General features: G+C 68.7%; 17 protein-coding genes. 11 read left to right on the top strand and 6 right to left on the bottom strand.

Annotated features, from left to right (window positions below):
- Positions 1 to 13: 13 nt before the first annotated feature.
- Complete coding sequence (locus tag M2351_RS14460; RefSeq protein WP_264656737.1) at positions 14 to 874, top strand: thermonuclease family protein; 861 nt, start codon at positions 14 to 16, stop codon at positions 872 to 874.
- 100 nt (positions 875 to 974) lie between these two features.
- Entirely contained in the window at positions 975 to 1925 is a 951-nt protein-coding gene (pip, locus tag M2351_RS14455; RefSeq protein WP_264656736.1) for a prolyl aminopeptidase, read from the top strand.
- An 89-nt stretch (positions 1926 to 2014) separates the two neighbouring features.
- Here pip and M2351_RS14450 read toward each other — a convergent pair whose 3' ends face one another.
- From M2351_RS14450 to M2351_RS14430, 5 genes are all read right to left on the bottom strand, one after another.
- Positions 2015 to 3247 carry an argininosuccinate synthase gene (locus M2351_RS14450; protein ID WP_264656735.1) on the bottom strand — a complete coding sequence of 411 codons (1233 nt, stop codon included), beginning with the start codon at positions 3245 to 3247 and terminating at the stop codon, positions 2015 to 2017.
- A 64-nt stretch (positions 3248 to 3311) separates the two neighbouring features.
- A complete protein-coding gene (locus M2351_RS14445) occupies positions 3312 to 3599 on the bottom strand; it encodes a hypothetical protein (RefSeq protein ID WP_264656734.1) in 288 nt (95 codons plus the stop codon).
- 11 nt (positions 3600 to 3610) lie between these two features.
- Positions 3611 to 3847: a DUF805 domain-containing protein gene (locus tag M2351_RS14440; protein ID WP_264656733.1), complete on the bottom strand. Its 237-nt coding sequence runs from the start codon at positions 3845 to 3847 to the stop codon at positions 3611 to 3613.
- Between the two features lie 102 nt (positions 3848 to 3949).
- Positions 3950 to 5119 carry a 23S rRNA (adenine(2503)-C(2))-methyltransferase RlmN gene (gene rlmN, locus M2351_RS14435; RefSeq protein WP_264656732.1) on the bottom strand — a complete coding sequence of 390 codons (1170 nt, stop codon included), beginning with the start codon at positions 5117 to 5119 and terminating at the stop codon, positions 3950 to 3952.
- Positions 5120 to 5187: 68 nt separating this feature from the next.
- Complete coding sequence (locus tag M2351_RS14430; RefSeq protein ID WP_264656731.1) at positions 5188 to 5736, bottom strand: invasion associated locus B family protein; 549 nt, start codon at positions 5734 to 5736, stop codon at positions 5188 to 5190.
- A 330-nt stretch (positions 5737 to 6066) separates the two neighbouring features.
- Between M2351_RS14430 and M2351_RS14425 the strand changes: the two genes are divergently transcribed.
- Positions 6067 to 6654 (top strand): sigma-70 family RNA polymerase sigma factor, encoded by a 588-nt coding sequence (locus M2351_RS14425; protein WP_264656730.1) that lies wholly within the window; start codon positions 6067 to 6069, stop codon positions 6652 to 6654.
- The gene (locus M2351_RS14420) at positions 6651 to 7337 is read left to right on the top strand and encodes a ChrR family anti-sigma-E factor (protein ID WP_264656729.1); all 687 of its coding nucleotides are present in this window, start codon (positions 6651 to 6653) and stop codon (positions 7335 to 7337) included. Before M2351_RS14425 ends, M2351_RS14420 begins: the two co-directional genes overlap by 4 nt.
- Positions 7338 to 7352: 15 nt before the next feature.
- On the opposite strand, the gene M2351_RS14415 is transcribed toward M2351_RS14420, so the two are convergent.
- Complete coding sequence (locus M2351_RS14415; RefSeq protein ID WP_264656728.1) at positions 7353 to 7937, bottom strand: RNA methyltransferase; 585 nt, start codon at positions 7935 to 7937, stop codon at positions 7353 to 7355.
- Positions 7938 to 8042: 105 nt separating this feature from the next.
- Here M2351_RS14415 and M2351_RS14410 point away from each other — a divergent pair, with 105 nt between their 5' ends.
- From M2351_RS14410 to M2351_RS14380, 7 genes are all read left to right on the top strand, one after another.
- Positions 8043 to 9152, top strand: a complete 1110-nt coding sequence (locus M2351_RS14410; protein ID WP_264656727.1) for an asparaginase — start codon at positions 8043 to 8045, stop codon at positions 9150 to 9152.
- A gap of 99 nt (positions 9153 to 9251) precedes the next feature.
- Positions 9252 to 10484, top strand: a complete 1233-nt coding sequence (locus M2351_RS14405; protein WP_264656726.1) for a class I SAM-dependent methyltransferase — start codon at positions 9252 to 9254, stop codon at positions 10482 to 10484.
- Positions 10485 to 10654: 170 nt separating this feature from the next.
- Positions 10655 to 10855, top strand: a complete 201-nt coding sequence (rpmI, locus tag M2351_RS14400) for a 50S ribosomal protein L35 (RefSeq protein ID WP_264656725.1) — start codon at positions 10655 to 10657, stop codon at positions 10853 to 10855.
- 20 nt (positions 10856 to 10875) lie between these two features.
- The gene (gene rplT / locus M2351_RS14395; protein WP_209772062.1) at positions 10876 to 11247 is read left to right on the top strand and encodes a 50S ribosomal protein L20; all 372 of its coding nucleotides are present in this window, start codon (positions 10876 to 10878) and stop codon (positions 11245 to 11247) included.
- Positions 11248 to 11367: 120 nt separating this feature from the next.
- Entirely contained in the window at positions 11368 to 12435 is a 1068-nt protein-coding gene (pheS, locus tag M2351_RS14390; protein WP_264656724.1) for a phenylalanine--tRNA ligase subunit alpha, read from the top strand.
- A 13-nt stretch (positions 12436 to 12448) separates the two neighbouring features.
- Positions 12449 to 14860: a phenylalanine--tRNA ligase subunit beta gene (pheT, locus tag M2351_RS14385; RefSeq protein WP_264656723.1), complete on the top strand. Its 2412-nt coding sequence runs from the start codon at positions 12449 to 12451 to the stop codon at positions 14858 to 14860.
- Between the two features lie 477 nt (positions 14861 to 15337).
- A complete protein-coding gene (locus M2351_RS14380) occupies positions 15338 to 15892 on the top strand; it encodes a response regulator (RefSeq protein WP_264656722.1) in 555 nt (184 codons plus the stop codon).
- The last annotated feature ends 24 nt before the right edge of the window (positions 15893 to 15916 follow it).

Below are 15916 nucleotides of genomic sequence, written 5' to 3'. Positions count from 1 at the left end.
CCGCCGACGCGTCATGACCCGCTCCCTTCCGTCCGTCCTCCTGGCGTTGCTGCTGGTGGCCCTCGCGCCCATTCAGGCCGCGGCACAGCGGCTGCGCGCGGCCGTGGTGGTCGACGGCGACACGCTGGAGCTGGAGGACGGCCGCCGTCTGCGCCTGGCGGGCATCGAGGCCGCCAAGCCGCCCCCGAACGCGCAGCCCGGCACGCGCTGGCCGCTGGCCGAGGCGGCGACCGCCGCGCTGGCGGAGCTTGCGCTGGGCCGCGACCTGAGCCCGCGCGGGGAGGCGCGGACCGACCGGCACGGGCGCCTTGTGGCCCAGTTGCAGAGGGACGACGGATTGTGGCTGCAAGGGGCGCTGCTGGCCCGCGGCCTTGCCCGCGTGCACACCCAGCCGGACAGCCGCGCGCTGGCCCGCGAGATGCTGGCGGCGGAGGACGCCGCCCGCACCGCCGGCCTCGGCGTCTGGCGCACGCATGCCTATGGGGTGCGTGCGGCCGACGACCCGGACGCGGTGGCCCGCGACCGCGACAGCTTCCAGGTCCTGGAGGGGCGGGTGCTGCGCGTCACCAAGGCGGGCAGCGAGGCCTACCTGGACTTCGGCGAGGACTGGCGCACCGACGTCACCGTCCACATCGGGCGCGGTGCCCTGCGTGCCTTCACGCAGGCGGGCATCGACCCGCTGTCCTACGAGGGGCGGCGCGTCCGCGTGCGCGGCTGGGTAGGGCTGCGCAGCGGTCCGATGATCGAGGCGACGCATCCTGAGCAGATCGAGCGGCTGGAGGACGGCCGCGCGCCCGTTCCCCGCGTTTCTGGCGCACTGAAGACCGAACCGCCGGTGTCCGGCAATGATCCGGAGGACGAGGACGCGGACTGAGCCCCAACATCGGCGTTCGATCGTCTTAGGTCGCGCGTGCCAGTGGCGGAACGGAAGCGCGAGCCCTACACTGGACCGGCTGGATTCACAGGACCGCCCCATGCCCCGCAGCGAGCTTTTTCCGCCCATCGACCCGTTCCAGACCGGTTTCTTTCCCGTCGACGAGATCCACACGCTGTATTGGGAGCAGTCGGGCAATCCGCGCGGCGTGCCGGTGTTGTTCCTGCACGGCGGGCCGGGGGCGGGGGCGTCGCCCACGCACCGGCGTTTCTTCGATCCCGGCCATTACCGGATCATCATCATGGACCAGCGCGGGGCCGGTCGCTCCACCCCGCTCGGCGAGGTTCGGCGCAACAGCACGGAACTGCTGGTGGAGGACGCTGAGCGCCTGCGCCGGCATCTGGGGATCGAGCGCTGGTTGCTGTTCGGCGGCTCCTGGGGCTCGACCCTGGCGCTGGCTTACGCGCAGACCCATCCGGACCGCTGCCTGGGGCTGATCCTGCGCGGCATCTTCCTGATGCGGAAGTCGGAGATCGACTGGTTCCTCTATTCGATGCGCACGATCTTCCCGGAAGCCTGGGCGTCCTTCGTCGGGCACATCCCGGCGGAGGAGCGCGGCGACCTGCTGGAGGCCTACTGGAAGCGGCTCGACGCGCCCGATTCGGTCACCCGCATGGCCGCCGCCCGGACCTGGAGCATGTATGAGGGCTCCTGCTCCTCGCTGTTGCCCTCGCCGGAGCTGATCGCGACGAGCGCGGAGGACACCCACGCGCTGGGCCTTGCCCGCATCGAGGCGCATTACTTCCGGTCCAACCGCTTCACGCCGGAAGACAAGCTGCTGCGCGACGTCCACCGCATCCGCCACCTGCCGGGCGCGATCATCCAGGGCCGCTACGACGTCGTCTGCCCGATCTCCACCGCCGACGAACTCCGCCGCGCCTGGCCGGAAGCCGACTACCGCGTGGTGCCCGACGCCGGCCATTCCGCCATGGAGCCGGGCATCCGGGCTGCGCTGGTCCAGGCGACGGAGCGGTTCAAGGATTTGCGGTAGAAGGCGGTGCAGGTTCCGGAAACGAAACGAGGGGGCCGGAGCCCCCTCGTTGCAAACACGCCCATGTGCACGGGTATGTGCGCGAAAGATCAGACCTTCGCGCGGGCCATGGCGCCGAGGCGCAGGCGGAGCGCGTTCAGCTTGATGAAGCCTTCCGCGTCCTTCTGGTTGTAGACGCTGTCTTCCTCGAAGGTCACATAGTCCATGCGGTAGAGGCTGTTCGGCGACTTGCGGCCCACCACCGTGACGTTGCCCTTGAACAGCTTCAGGCGGACCACGCCGTTGACCGTCTCCTGCGTCTGGTCGATCAGGGCCTGGAGCGCCAAGCGCTCCGGGCTGAACCAATAGCCGCAGTAGATCAGCTCCGCATAGCGCGGCATCAGCTCATCCTTCAGGTGGCCGGCGCCGCGGTCGAGCGTGATGCTCTCCATGGCGCGGTGGGCCGCCAACAGGATGGTGCCGCCCGGCGTCTCGTACACGCCGCGCGACTTCATGCCGACGTAGCGGTTCTCGACGAGGTCGAGGCGGCCGATGCCGTTCTCGCCGCCGAGCCGGTTCAGCTCGGTCAGCAGGGCCGCCGGGGATAGGGCCTTGCCGTCGATCGCCACCGCGTCGCCGCGCTTGAACTCGACCTCGACGTAGGTCGGGGTGTCCGGGGCCTTCTCCGGCGCGACGGAGCGGGTGAACATGTCCTCGAACGGCTCGACCCACGGATCCTCCAGCGCCTTCCCCTCATACGAGATGTGCAGGAGGTTGGCGTCGGTGGAGTAGGGCGCCTCGCCGCGCTTGTCCTTGGCGATCGGAATCTGGTTCTTCTCGGCGTAGTCGATCAGCCGGGTGCGGCTGCTCAGGTCCCACTCGCGCCAGGGGGCGATGATCTTGATGTCCGGGCGGAGCGCGTAGTAGCCAAGCTCGAACCGCACTTGGTCGTTGCCCTTGCCGGTGGCGCCGTGGGCGACCGCATCGGCGCCGACCTGGTTGGCGATCTCGATCTGGCGCTTAGCGATCAGCGGCCGGGCGATCGAGGTGCCGAGCAGGTAGGTGCCCTCATAGAGGGTGTTGGCGCGGAACATCGGGAAGACGAAGTCCCGCACGAATTCCTCGCGCAGGTCGTCGATGAAGATGTTCTCCGGCTTGATGCCCAGAAGCTCGGCCTTCTTGCGCGCCGGCTCCAGCTCCTCGCCCTGGCCGAGGTCGGCGGTGAAGGTCACCACCTCGCATTGATAGGTCTCCTGCAGCCACTTCAGGATGACCGAGGTGTCGAGGCCGCCCGAATAGGCGAGCACCACTTTCTTGATCTGTTTGCCGGACGCGCCGCTCATGGGACTACTCACGCGGATGGAGAAAGATGTCGGTGCGGGACAGTAGCCCCACGACCGATGCGAATCAATCCGTTGCGGCGTCCACGGCAACGGCTTCCGCAGGCTTGCGGTCCACGAATGGCCAGCGGATGTAGGCGTACAGCCACATGGCCAGGATGTCCGCGCCGTTGATGAGCATCACCAGCGCCCACAGCGGACTGCGCCCGCCCTTGGCCACCACCCAGCCGCCGAAGACCAGCTTCAGCATCAGCAGGATCGCCATGACGAGGTTCGATGTCCACGGGTCGCTGGACATGATGGCGGCCCAGGGCTGCCAGTAGACGGTGTTCAGAAGGGAAACGATGGGTTCCATGGCGGCGTCCATCAGGCGGTCCTCCGCTCCTTGCGGCGGGGGGCGGGCGGATCGACCGCCAGCCGGGCGGGCCAGCGCCGCACCGTCAGGAACCCCAGCACCAGAATCTGCCCGACCACCGGAACGAAGATCAGCAGCGCCCACCAGGGCGAGAAGCCGGCGCGCCGGCAGACGCGCATCAGCGGCCAGATGGCCGCGGCGCAGAGCAGAAACAGAACCAGACCGGGGTCCACGGAAAAGGCGGGCAAGGACGGCACTCCGGAAAACACGGGCCCCAAACACGGGTCCCAAAACACGGGTCCGGGCGTTATACCCCTCTCCCATCCCCGGAGGGAGAGGGGAGAAACACCTTACCCGACCAGCGCCGCGTCCTTTTCGGCCAGCACCTTCTCGATGGCAGCGCGGTCGGCTGCGGACAGGCGCACCGACGCGCTCTTCAGCTGGCCGCAGGCGGCCATGATGTCCTCGCCGCGGGTCGTCCGCACCGGGCTGGCGTAGCCGGCGTTGTTGACGATGTCCCCGAACACCTGGATCGCCTTGTCGGTGGAGCGCTCATACGGCGCACCCGGCCAGGGGTTGAAGGGGATCAGATTGATCTTCGACGGGATGCCGTCCAGCAGCTTCACCAGCGCCCGCGCATCGGCCGGGCTGTCGTTGATGCCCTTCAGCATGACGTATTCGAAGGTGATGCGCCGCGCGTTGTTCAGGCCGGGGTAGTTGCGGCAGGCGTCCATCAGCTCCTTCAGCGGATATTTCCGGTTGATGGGCATGATGATGTCGCGCAGCTCGTCGGTCACGGCGTGCAGGCTGACGGCGAGGTTGACGTTCAGCTCCTCCCCGCAGCGCTTCATGGCCGGGACGACACCCGAGGTCGACAGCGTGATGCGCCGCTTGGAGATGGAGACGCCGTCGCCGTCCATGACGATCTTCAGCGCCTTGGCGACGTTCTCGTAGTTAAAGAGCGGCTCGCCCATCCCCATCATGACGATGTTGGAGATCATGCGCCCGTCCGGCGGGGCCGGCCATTCGCCGAGCGCGTCGCGGGCCAGCATGACCTGCGCGACGATCTCCGAGGCGTCGAGGTTGCGCACCAAACGCTGCGTGCCGGTGTGGCAGAATCGGCAGGTCAGCGTGCAGCCGACCTGGGAGGAGACGCAGAGCGTGCCGCGGTCTTCCTCCGGAATGTGAACGCTCTCCACCTCCTGCCCGTCGGGCATGCGCAGCAGCCACTTGCGCGTGCCGTCCACCGACTTCAGGTCGCGCACCACGGTCGGCCGGGCCACGGCGTAGGTCTCGGCCAGCTTCTCGCGCACCGGCTTGGCGAGCGTGGTCATCACCGTGAAGTCGGTGGCCCCGCGGTGGTAGATCCAGTGCCAAAGCTGGCGGGCCCGGAACTTTTCCAGGCCAATGGACAGCATTTCGGCTTCCAGCTCGTCGCGGGACAGGCCGACAAGGTTCTTGCGCCCGTCAGCGTCGGTCGCCGGCAGGGCAAAGGCAGCAGCATGGTTGGAGGCGCTCATGGCCCCCTAGATAGGGCCATGAGCGGAAAGAGTCAAAAGACGAAGCGCTGAGAAACCCAGCAATTCGCTCAGCGCTTGACGTCGCAGGCCTTGTTGATGGCGTCCAAAGCCTGGGCGGCGCCGTCGGTGCTGTAGGTGTCGGTGGTCTTGGTGCCGCGGGCGGAGACGCCCTTCACCACCATCGGCTTGCCCTTGGCATCGCGCAGGGCGTTAGTGACCGCCTTGTCCGTCTCGGCGTCGCGGGCCCAGGCGGTCTCGCCCTCGTTGAACAGCTTGAAGGTCTTGCCGCCGACCTCGACCACCGTGTCGGCGTCCTTCTTGTAGGAATAGCCGGCGATGAAGCTGACCACGTCCAGCGTCTTCTCGGCCGGGCGGTGGGTCACCAGCACGTAGATGTCGCCGCGCTTGGCGGCCGCCGGCTCCTTCTTCTTGGGCTGGCTGGAGACGTAGCAGACCTTGCGCCCGCCCTCCTCGAACGCGAAGGCGTTCCAGTCCTTGAAGGTGCCAAGCAGGCGCGGGTCGGCCGCCCCCGCCGTGGTGGCCGTTGCAACCAGGATAGGGCAGGCCAGGGCCAGCGCGGCGCCGGCGGCGCGGCGGATGGTGCGGACAGGCAACATCGTTGGGCGAACGCTCGAATGGTTTTGCGGGAGGGGTTCGGAAGCGACCCGGACACTACCCCAATTCGGTGGGCGAATCCAAGGTTGGACGACGAAGGGAAATGAAGGTCACGGCTTCCGGCCGGTCGCGGTGATCCGGCCACCGAACGGCCGCGTACAAGCCACGTGACCCGAACCGCCGCCAAGACACCGAACGCCCTGCGACGCCCAGCCCCGCGCTCTGCCGAGGGGCGGCGCACGTGTCCCCTTGCGGTGTCCCTTGTGCCGCCCCTTATTCCGCCCATGGTGCGGCCCCTTGTGCCGCGCGCGCCGTTCCCCTTGAATGCGCCCATGCAGGACATCGGTTCTCCAGACGCCGGATCGGACCAGACGCTCGAAGACCGGCTGCTCGCGGTCGGGCGGGACCGTGACCGCGCCGCCTTCGCGGCGCTGTTCGGCCATTTCGCCCCGCGGCTGAAGGCCTATCTGCGCCGGCAGGGCTGCGACGCGGCGGGGGCGGAGGAACTGGTGCAGGAGGTGATGCTTCTGGTCTGGCGGCGTGCCGAGACCTACGACCCGGCGCAGGCTTCGGCCAGCACCTGGGTCTTCACCATCGCCCGCAACAAGCGAATCGACGTCCTGCGGCGGGAGCAGCGGCCGGAGATCGACCCCGACGACCCGGCGCTCGTCCCCGCCCTGGTGCCCGACCGCCCGGAAAGCGCCGACCGCCGCCTGGAGACCCAGGAATCCGCCGGTCGCCTGCGGGCGGCCCTGAAGGATTTGCCGCCGGAGCAAGCGGAGTTGCTTCGGCTTGCCTATTTCGAGGATAAGCCCCACAGCGTGATCTCCATAGAGCGAGGGATCCCGCTCGGCACCGTGAAGTCGCGCCTGCGCTTGGCCATGGAACGCCTGCGCAAGGCCCTGAGGGACACCGCATGACCGTGCCGACCCATCATCCCGGCGACACGCTGCTGATCGACTACGCCGGCGGGGCGCTGGACGAGGCGGTGTCGCTCGCCGTCGCCACGCATCTCGCCCTGTGCCCCTGCTGCCGCCTGAACGTCGCGGAGATGGAAGCGGTCGGCGGCGCGCTGCTGGAGGAGATCGAGCCGGAGGCGGTGGATCCCACGAGCCTGGAGGCCGTGCTGGCCCGTCTGGACGAGCACCCGCCGCTGCCCCGCGCGGCCGCCCCGGTGCGCCCGTCGAAGCCGGTGCCTGTGCCGCTGATCCCGGAACCGCTGCGCCGCTACATCGGCGACGACCCGTCGCGGCTGCCGTGGACGCGGCTGATGCGGGGCATGGACTGCTGCGATATCCCGCTTTCCAGGACCCTGTCCGGGCCGCCAGGTAGCCGGTCCAAGGCGCGGCTGATGCGGCTCGGTCCCGGAGTCGGCCCGCCGCACCACACCCACCGCGGAATCGAGCTGACGCTGGTGCTGGACGGCGGCTTCACCGACGACCTGGGCCAGTTCGGCCGCGGCGACCTGTCCGTCGCCGACGGCTCCATCCGCCACCGCCCGGTCGCGGACGAGGAAGGCTGCCTGTGCCTCGCCGTCACGGACGGTCTGCTGCGCTTCACCGGCGCGCTCGGGCTGATCCTGAATCCGTTCGTGAAGTTCTGAGCGGGCGACGCTCCCTCACTCGTCGTCGCGGATGACAAGCGGCTTTTGCTCGCCGCGCATGCGCCGGCGTCGTTCCGGGTTGCGCATGATCTGCCGCCCGTGCTTGTGCTCGGGCCGAAGGTCGGTGGGGCCGCCGACGCGCACGGGGCGCTCGGCGAAGCGACCGAGGCTGATCATGCGGTCGTACATGACGAGCGCACCGGCCACGCCGACGTTGATGCAGAACTTCATGGGGATCTTCACCACGAAATCGCAACGCTCCAGCAGGGGCGCCGACAGGCTGCCGCGCTCCGGCCCCAGCACATAGGCGGCGCGGGTCGGGTGGCGGAAGCTGGGCAAGTCCACCGCGTCCTCGGTCAGTTCCACGCCGACAAGCTGGCAGTCCTTGGGCAGGGCGAGGTCCGCCACCCGGTCGTAGACGTAGAGCGGCAGATGCTCCGCAGCACCCGAGGTGTCCACGAATTGCGCCTCGCGCAGGTCGGGCTCCGGGTCGATGGCGAAGAAGAAGGATGCCCCGAAGGCATGGGCGGAGCGCATCAGGTTCCCGACGTTGCCGGGTTTGCTGATCCGTTCGACGCCGACGGCGAAATATCCACGCATGGTCCGAAAATCGCTGCTGGTTCCGGCCCGCAATCAACAACAGCATGGCGGGTCCGAGGGTGCGACACCTTGCCTCGGGGCGCAGAGAGAGGCAAGCTTCGCCCCATGAGCCACGACCATTCCTCCTGCTGCGGCGGCCACGGCGATCACCACGGCCACGCCCATGATTCCTCTGGTACAGAGGCCCACGCCGACCTGTCCGGACCGCCCGAGGCGCCGATCCTCGTGGAGGTGACGCGCGGCGGCATGGTGGAATCCGTCCACCGCGGCCGCGCCTGCATCGTCGATTCCGACGGCCGCGTGCTGGCCCAATGGGGCGACATCCAGGCGCCGGTCTACCCGCGCTCCGCCGTCAAGGCCATCCAGGCCATCCCGCTGGTGGAGACCGGCGCGTTCGACGCCTACGGCCTCAGCGACCAGGAACTGGCGCTCGCCTGCTCCTCCCACAACGGGGAGATCCGGCACACCCGGCTGGCGGAGGCGTGGATCAAGCGCATCGGCCTGACGGTGAACGATTACGAGTGCGGGGCGCACCTGCCGACCGACCCCGACACCGCCCATGAGATGATCCGCCACGGCGAGACGCCGACCGCCTTCCACAACAATTGCTCCGGCAAGCACGCGGGCTTCCTGACCACCGCCCTGCACAAGGGGGAGCCGACCAAGGGCTACGTCCGCTTCGACCACCCCGTGCAGCAGCGCATCCTGGGCGTGACGGAGCAGATGACCGGGCAGGACCTGTCGCACGCCCCCTGGGGCGTGGACGGCTGCGCCATCCCGACCATCGGCATCCCGCTGGGCGCCATCGCCTACGCCATGGCCCGCATCGGCGACCCAAAGGACCTGCCCGATGCCCGCGCCGAGGCGGTGACCCGCATCCGCCGCGCCTGGCGGGCGCATCCTTACCTGATCGCCGGCAAGGACACCTTCGACACCGCGATGATGCAGGCGGCCGGCGGGCAGGTGCTGGTCAAGGGCGGGGCGGAGGCCGTGGGCGTCGCCGTGCTGCCGAAGCAGGGGCTGGGCATCGCGCTGAAGATCGACGACGGCACCCCGCGCGCCCGCGAGGTGGCCCTGGCCGCCCTGATCCGCGCGACCAAGGCCCTGCCGGACGAAATGTGGACCCGCGCCGAACAGCTGCTCAGCCAGCGCGTCACAAACCGCAACGGCCTGGAGGTCGGCGTTGTGCGGGCGGCGGAGGGGTTGGGCGCGTAATCCCGGCATTCCCCTCTCCCGGTTGGGCTGGGAGGGGGGAATTTTGGCCGCCGGGGTGCTATGGTCGCGCACCCGCCAACCTGACCGGCTGCCTGTTTGATGAGCATCGACACCCTGCGCGCCCAGTACGAGGCCTACCCCTACCCGGCGCGCAACCCGGCCGACGAGAAAAAGCGCCTGATCACCGGCTCGCCCAGCCACCTGGACGAGGTGAACCATTTCGTCTTCGGCGGGCGGCTCGACCATGCCAAGCCGCTGACCGTGCTGGTGGCCGGCGGCGGGACCGGGGACGGGACGATCATGATCGCGCAGCAGCTGGCCGACGCCGGCAACCCGGGGCGCGTCACCTACCTGGATCTGTCCGACGCGGCGCGGGAGATCGCCGAGGCGCGGGCCAGGGCGCGCGGGCTGACCAACATCGACTTCCGCCGTGGCTCCCTGCTGGAACTGGATGGGCTGGGCCCATTCGACTACATCGATTGCTGCGGCGTTCTGCACCACCTGGACGACCCGTCGGCCGGCCTGCGCTCTCTGGCCGGGGCGCTGAAGCCCGGCGGGGGCATCGGGCTGATGGTCTACGCGCCCTATGGCCGCACCGGCGTCTACCCGATGCAGGCAGCGCTGCGCACCATCACGGACGACCTGCCGCCGGCCGAGAAGGTGGCACTCGCCAAGCGCCTGATCGGGCATCTGCCGCGGTCCAACTGGCTGCTGAACAACCCCTTCATCGGCGACCACAAACAGGCCGACGCCGACCTCTACGACCTGTTGCTGCATTCCTGCGACCGCCCCTACACGGTGGCGGAGCTGGCGGCGTTGGCCGCGTCGGGCGGCCTCGCCGTCGCCGCGCTGATGGAGCCCGCCCGCTACGAGCCCTCGGTCTGGATCAAGGACCCGCGCCTGCTGAAGCGGCTGGAGGGGCTGCCCTGGCTGGAGCGCGCCGCCTGGGTGGAGCAGGTCACCGGCACCATGACCAAGCACATCGCCTACCTCGTCCGCCCGCAGGATGCGGAGGCCGCAATTGCGCGACCGGACGGCCCGGAGGTGGTGCCGGTGCTGCGCGACCTGGACGGGGCGGCGCTGGCCAAGGGCCTACCGCCCGGTGGCGTGCTGGAGGCGGATCTGATGGGCGCCGTGATCCCCCTGCCGCTGCCGCGCCTCGCCGGCCCGATCCTGGCGCGGGTGGATGGCCGCGCGACGCTGGGCGCCATTCACGAGGCCGTTGCCGAGAAGGCCGGTGCCCTGTCCTGGGATGCCTTCCTGGCGCAGTTCACCCAACTGTTCACCGCGCTGAACGGCGTCGGAAAGATGTACCTGCGCCGCCCGCAATGACCGCCGCCGCAAACTTCGGCCTGCGCGCCACGGCTGCCCCTTGCGGCTGGCCCTTGCGTTGTGGCGTCGCGGCGCGTATAACCCTGCGCTCCAACGGGCGGCGAGGCCGGGCCTGAGGCCCAGGGCATGCCCAACCGCCAAGTTCGGAACATCCAGACAAAGGATCGAAAATGCCCAAGCTGAAGACGAAGAGTGGCGCCAAGAAGCGCTTCAAGGTGACCGCGTCCGGTAAGGTCCGCTCTGGTGCGGCCTTCAAGCGCCACTGCCTGGAGCACAAGTCCCCGACGATGAAGCGCAACGCGCGCGGCATGATGACTCTGTCCGAACCGGACCAGAAGATCGTGCTGAAGAACTGGCTGCGCAACGCCTGATACTAAAGGGGATTTGAACCATGGCTCGTGTTAAGCGCGGCGTCACCACGCACGCCCGTCACCGCAAGATCCTGAAGCTCGCCAAGGGCTACCGGGGCCGCAATTCCAAGAACTTCCGGATTGCGATCGAGAAGGTCGAAAAGGCGCTTCGCTACGCCTACCGCGACCGCCGCAACAAGAAGCGCGATTTCCGCGGCCTGTGGATCCAGCGCATCAACGCCGGCGTCCGCCAGTACGGCCTGACCTACTCGCGCTTCATCAACGGCATCAAGCTGGCCGGCATCGAGATCGACCGCAAGGTCCTGTCGGACCTGGCCGCCCGTGAGCCGGAGGCCTTCAAGGCCATCGTCGACCAGGCCCAGGCCGCTCTCGCCTCCAAGGCCGCCGCGTAAGGCTTCCGCGTCACTGCGGAGCCTCAATCAGGCGCCTGACACGAAAGAAGGGAGCCGTGCCTTTGGGCCGGCTCCCTTTTTCTTTACGCTCGCTCTTCCTTATGGCTCGCGGGAAATGACATGCTCGATGCGCTGAAAGACGAACTCCTGTCGCAGGTCAACGCCGCCGGCGACCTCGCCGCCCTCGAAGAGGTGCGGGTGACGGCGCTGGGCAAGAAGGGGCGCATCACCGGCTTTATGAAGGAGCTGGGCGGCCTGTCGCCCGACGAACGCCGCGAGCGTGGCCAGCAGCTGAACGCGCTGAAGGACGAGATCGGCGCCGCCATCGACGCGCGCAAGGCCGACCTCGCCCGCGCCCACCTGGAAGCCCGCCTGAAGGCGGAGCGCATCGACGTCACCCTGCCGGTCCGGCCGGAAACGGAGGGGCGCATCCACCCGATCAGCCAGACCATCGATGAGATGGTGGCGATCTTCGCGGAAATGGGATTCAGCGTTGCCGAGGGGCCGGACGTCGAGGACGACTTCCACAACTTCACCGCCCTGAACTTCCCGCCGGGCCATCCCGCCCGCGACATGCACGACACCTTCTATCTGCCCGACAACGGCGACAAGAAGATGCTGCTGCGCACGCACACCAGCCCGGTGCAGGTGCGCACCATGCTGAACAAGAAGCCGCCGATCCGCATCATCGCGCCGGGCCGCACCTACCGGTCCGACTACGACATGACCCACACCCCGATGTTCCACCAGATCGAGGGGCTGGTCATCGACGAGGCGACCAACATGGGCCACCTGAAGGGCTGCCTGATCGAGTTCTGCCGCGCCTTCTTCGACGTGGACGACCTGCCGCTGCGCTTCCGCCCCAGCTTCTTCCCCTTCACCGAGCCGTCGGCCGAGGTGGACATCGGCTGCTCCCGCAAGGGGGGCGAGCTGAAGCTCGGCAACTACGGCGACTGGCTGGAGATCCTGGGCTGCGGCATGGTGCACCCCAACGTGCTGGAAGCCTGCGGCATCGACAGCACCAAGTACCAGGGCTTCGCCTTCGGCATGGGGATCGAGCGCGTGGCGATGCTGAAGTACGGCATCCCCGACCTGCGCACCTTCTTCGAAGCCGACCTCCGCTGGCTGAAGCATTACGGCTTCGTGCCGCTCGACGTTCCCAGCATGGCCCAGGGCCTGACGCGCTAAAGGAGCCGGACCCATGAAGTTCACGCTGTCCTGGCTGAAGGACCATCTGGAGACCGACGCCACGCTCGACCAGATCGTGGAGAAGCTGACCGCCCTCGGCCTGGAGGTCGAGGGGGTGGAGGACCGCTCGAAAGAGCTGAAGCCCTTCCGCGTCGCCCACGTCGTCTCCGCCGAGAAGCACCCGGACGCCGACAAGCTGCGCGTCCTGGTCGTCGACACCGGCACGGAGAAGCTGCAGGTCGTCTGCGGCGCGCCGAACGCGCGCGCCGGCCTGAAGGGCGTCTTCGCGCCGGAGGGGGCCTACATCCCCGGCTCCGACATCACGCTGAAGAAGGGCGTCATCCGCGGCGTCGAGTCGAACGGCATGATGTGCTCCGAACGCGAGCTGAAGCTGTCGGAGGAGCACAACGGCATCATCGAGCTGCCCGAGGACGCGCCGGTCGGCGTGGCCTACGCCGAGTATGCCGGCCTGGGCGATCCGGTCATCGACATCAGCCTGACGCCCGACCGCGCCGACTGCGCCGGTGTGCGCGGCATCGCCCGCGACCTCGCCGCCGCGGGGCTCGGCACGCTGAAGCCGCTGAAGGACGGCCCGCTCAACGCCGACCCGGTCAAGGGTTCTTTCCCCAGCCCGATCGGCGTTGCCATCGAGGTGCCGGACGCTTGCCCGATGTTCGTCGGCCGCACCATCCGCGGCGTGAAGAACGGACCGTCGCCGAAGTGGCTGCACGACAAGCTGACGGCCATCGGGCTGCGTCCGATCTCCGCGCTGGTCGACATCACCAACTACATGACCTTCGATGCGGCCCGTCCGCTGCACGTCTTCGACGCAGACAAGGTGAAGGGCGGCATCGTGGTCCGCATGGCCCGCCCGGGCGAGCGTCTGAAGGCGCTGAACGGCAAGGAATACGACCTCGACGGCGCGATGACCGTCGTGGCCGATCACGAGCGCGCGGAGTCGCTGGCCGGCATCGTCGGCGGTGAGGAGACCGGCTGCACCGAAGAGACGGTCAACGTCTTCGTCGAGGCCGCCCTGTTCGACCCGGTGCGCACGGCGCAGACCGGCCGCCGGCTGGGTGTCGAGTCCGACGCGCGCTACCGCTTCGAGCGCGGCGTCGACCCGGCTGCCGTGATCCCGGGCATGGAGCGCGCCACCCGCCTGATCCTGGAGATCTGCGGCGGTGAGGCGTCTGACCTCGTCGTTGCCGGGCAGGAGCCGGAGTGGCGGCGCACGCTGACCCTGCGGCCGGGCCGCGTCGCCAGCCTGGGCGGCGTCGACCTGCCGCGCGAGGAGCAACTGCGCATCCTGACCACGCTGGGCTGCGAGATCGCGGGCGAGGACGCCGACGGCACCCTGCGGGTCGTCCCGCCTTCCTGGCGCGCCGACATCCACGGCGAAGCCGATCTGGTGGAGGAGGTGCTGCGCGTCCACGGCTTCGACGCCATCCCGGCGACGCCGCTGCCGCGTGAGAGCGTGCTGACCCGTCCGGCCCTGACCACCAAGCAGCGCCGCGTCGGGCTGGCCAAGCGCACGCTGGCCATGCGCGGCCTGTCGGAGGCGGTGACCTGGTCCTTCATGGCCGGCCCGGTGGCCGCGCTGTTCGGCGGCGTGGACGCCGGGCTGACGCTGGTCAACCCGATCAGCGCCGACCTTGACGTCATGCGCCCGTCGATCCTGGGCAACCTGATCCAGGCCGCCGGTCGCAACGCCGACCGCGGCTTCGCCGACGTCGGCCTGTTCGAGGTCGGCCCGGCTTTCCGCAAGCCGACGCCGGACGGGCAGGACATCGTGGCCGCCGGCATCCGCGCCGGCAACGCGGTGCCGCGTCATTGGGCGGTCAAGGCTCGCGGCGTCGACGCCTATGACGCCAAGGCCGACGCACTCGCGGTGCTGGAGGCCGCCGGCGCCCCGACCGCCAACCTGCAGGTCACCACCGATGCGCCGGGCTGGTACCACCCCGGCCGGTCGGGCGTGCTGCGCCTCGGTCCCACGGTGATGGCCCGCTTCGGCGAGATCCACCCGACGGTGCTCGACACGCTGGGCGTGAAGGGTCCGGTGGTCGGGTTCGAGGTCTTCCTGGACACCATCCCGCTGCCCAAGAAGAAGGGCGGCACGGCCAAGCCGCTGGTCCAGCTTTCGCCCTTCCAGCCGCTGGAGCGCGACTTCGCCTTCGTCGTCGGCCAGGACGTTGAGGCCGACAAGCTGGTCCGCGCCGCCAAGGGGGCCGACAAGGCGCTGGTCAAGGACGTGGCGGTGTTCGATGTCTACCAGGGCACCAACGTCGAGGAAGGCCGGAAGTCGGTGGCGCTGTCCGTCACGCTCCAGCCGACCGAGCGCACTCTGACCGACGAGGAGATCGAGGCGATCGGCCAGAAGATCGTCGCTGCGGTCGTCAAGGCGACGGGCGGCGTGCTGCGCTCCTGACAAAAGGGGGCCTGACGCAAAGGCTCCTGACGCAAAAGGTCCTGCGACAAATTGAGGACTCCCGCCGGCCGGCGGGAGTCCTTTTTCTTTCGGGCAACCCTTCGGCCAGGGTCGGTGCGCCTCCTGCCCCATGGATTGTTCCGGATCCGAGACGTATGGTTGCGGGGGGCTACAGTCCCGGATTGCGGCCGCATTGATTCGTGCATATGCGTTTTTTCGGGGTTGAGCGGTCTTCCTCAATCAGATAAAGCGAATAAACGGTCTAAAATCCTGTTTCCCTGTATGGGCAAAGAGTGATGTCGAGCCGAGTCATAAATTTCGCAGGGCGGAAATATTTCTTTTCTGAAATGAATTCTCGGGGTTTTTGGGTAGTCGGACGTTAATTTTTATCTTTTATGTTGTCTTTGATCGGACAATGACCGGACTGCGGTCGTCGGAGCGCTGGTGAGAGTTCCCATGTTGCAAGCATCGAACGATATGATTGGAGTCCTATCCATCGGCGCCGGTGCTGTCCCGTTGCCGGGCGAAACCGCGTTGGGGGCGTGGTCCCACCAGTGCGCCGCGTCCGACGTCTCCGGCACCGGGGATGGGAGCGGAGACGCCGGGCGCCCAGACAGCAGCGGTCACGACGGACCGGGAGTTCCGGGACCGGGGCCGAGCCGGCTGATCGTGGTGGTCGACGACGACCGCTCCATCGTCGAGGGCTTGGCGCTCCTGCTCGAAGGCTGGGGCTACGAGGTGCTGTCCGCGCTGTCTCTGAACGAACTGGCGCAGCGTCTGCCGCAGGCGACCGGGCGGCCCGGTCTCGTCCTGGCCGACCATTTCCTGCCCGCCGGCGGCACCGGCGCCCAGGCGGTGGAGATGGTGCGCAACCATGTCGGCGCCCCGGTGCCGGCCTTGATCCTGACCGGCGACACCACCCCCGAACGGCAGGCGGAGGCGGCCGCGTTGGGTTGTCGCCTGCTGCACAAGCCGGTGCAGATCGGCCCGCTGAAGGAGATGGTGGACGGCTTGATGACGGGCGAGGGCTGAGGGCCGCTCTCGCTCACGCCTCAG

The organism is Azospirillum canadense (genome assembly GCF_025961225.1).
GTDB classification, from domain to species: domain Bacteria; phylum Pseudomonadota; class Alphaproteobacteria; order Azospirillales; family Azospirillaceae; genus Azospirillum; species Azospirillum canadense.
Note: the sequence above shows the minus strand (reverse complement) of the source record. Positions and strands in the feature narration are given on the sequence as shown.

Coding starts and splice junctions, on each gene's coding strand:
- rpmI (WP_264656725.1), top strand. CDS start 10,655: ATGCCCAAGCTGAAGACGAAGAGTGGCGCCAAGAAGCGCTTCAAGGTG.
- M2351_RS14430 (WP_264656731.1), bottom strand. CDS start 5,736: ATGTTGCCTGTCCGCACCATCCGCCGCGCCGCCGGCGCCGCGCTGGCC.
- M2351_RS14420 (WP_264656729.1), top strand. CDS start 6,651: ATGACCGTGCCGACCCATCATCCCGGCGACACGCTGCTGATCGACTAC.
- M2351_RS14450 (WP_264656735.1), bottom strand. CDS start 3,247: ATGAGCGGCGCGTCCGGCAAACAGATCAAGAAAGTGGTGCTCGCCTAT.
- M2351_RS14445 (WP_264656734.1), bottom strand. CDS start 3,599: ATGGAACCCATCGTTTCCCTTCTGAACACCGTCTACTGGCAGCCCTGG.
- M2351_RS14410 (WP_264656727.1), top strand. CDS start 8,043: ATGAGCCACGACCATTCCTCCTGCTGCGGCGGCCACGGCGATCACCAC.
- pheS (WP_264656724.1), top strand. CDS start 11,368: ATGCTCGATGCGCTGAAAGACGAACTCCTGTCGCAGGTCAACGCCGCC.
- M2351_RS14380 (WP_264656722.1), top strand. CDS start 15,338: ATGATTGGAGTCCTATCCATCGGCGCCGGTGCTGTCCCGTTGCCGGGC.
- rlmN (WP_264656732.1), bottom strand. CDS start 5,119: ATGAGCGCCTCCAACCATGCTGCTGCCTTTGCCCTGCCGGCGACCGAC.
- rplT (WP_209772062.1), top strand. CDS start 10,876: ATGGCTCGTGTTAAGCGCGGCGTCACCACGCACGCCCGTCACCGCAAG.
- pheT (WP_264656723.1), top strand. CDS start 12,449: ATGAAGTTCACGCTGTCCTGGCTGAAGGACCATCTGGAGACCGACGCC.
- M2351_RS14460 (WP_264656737.1), top strand. CDS start 14: ATGACCCGCTCCCTTCCGTCCGTCCTCCTGGCGTTGCTGCTGGTGGCC.
- M2351_RS14425 (WP_264656730.1), top strand. CDS start 6,067: ATGCAGGACATCGGTTCTCCAGACGCCGGATCGGACCAGACGCTCGAA.
- pip (WP_264656736.1), top strand. CDS start 975: ATGCCCCGCAGCGAGCTTTTTCCGCCCATCGACCCGTTCCAGACCGGT.
- M2351_RS14415 (WP_264656728.1), bottom strand. CDS start 7,937: ATGCGTGGATATTTCGCCGTCGGCGTCGAACGGATCAGCAAACCCGGC.
- M2351_RS14405 (WP_264656726.1), top strand. CDS start 9,252: ATGAGCATCGACACCCTGCGCGCCCAGTACGAGGCCTACCCCTACCCG.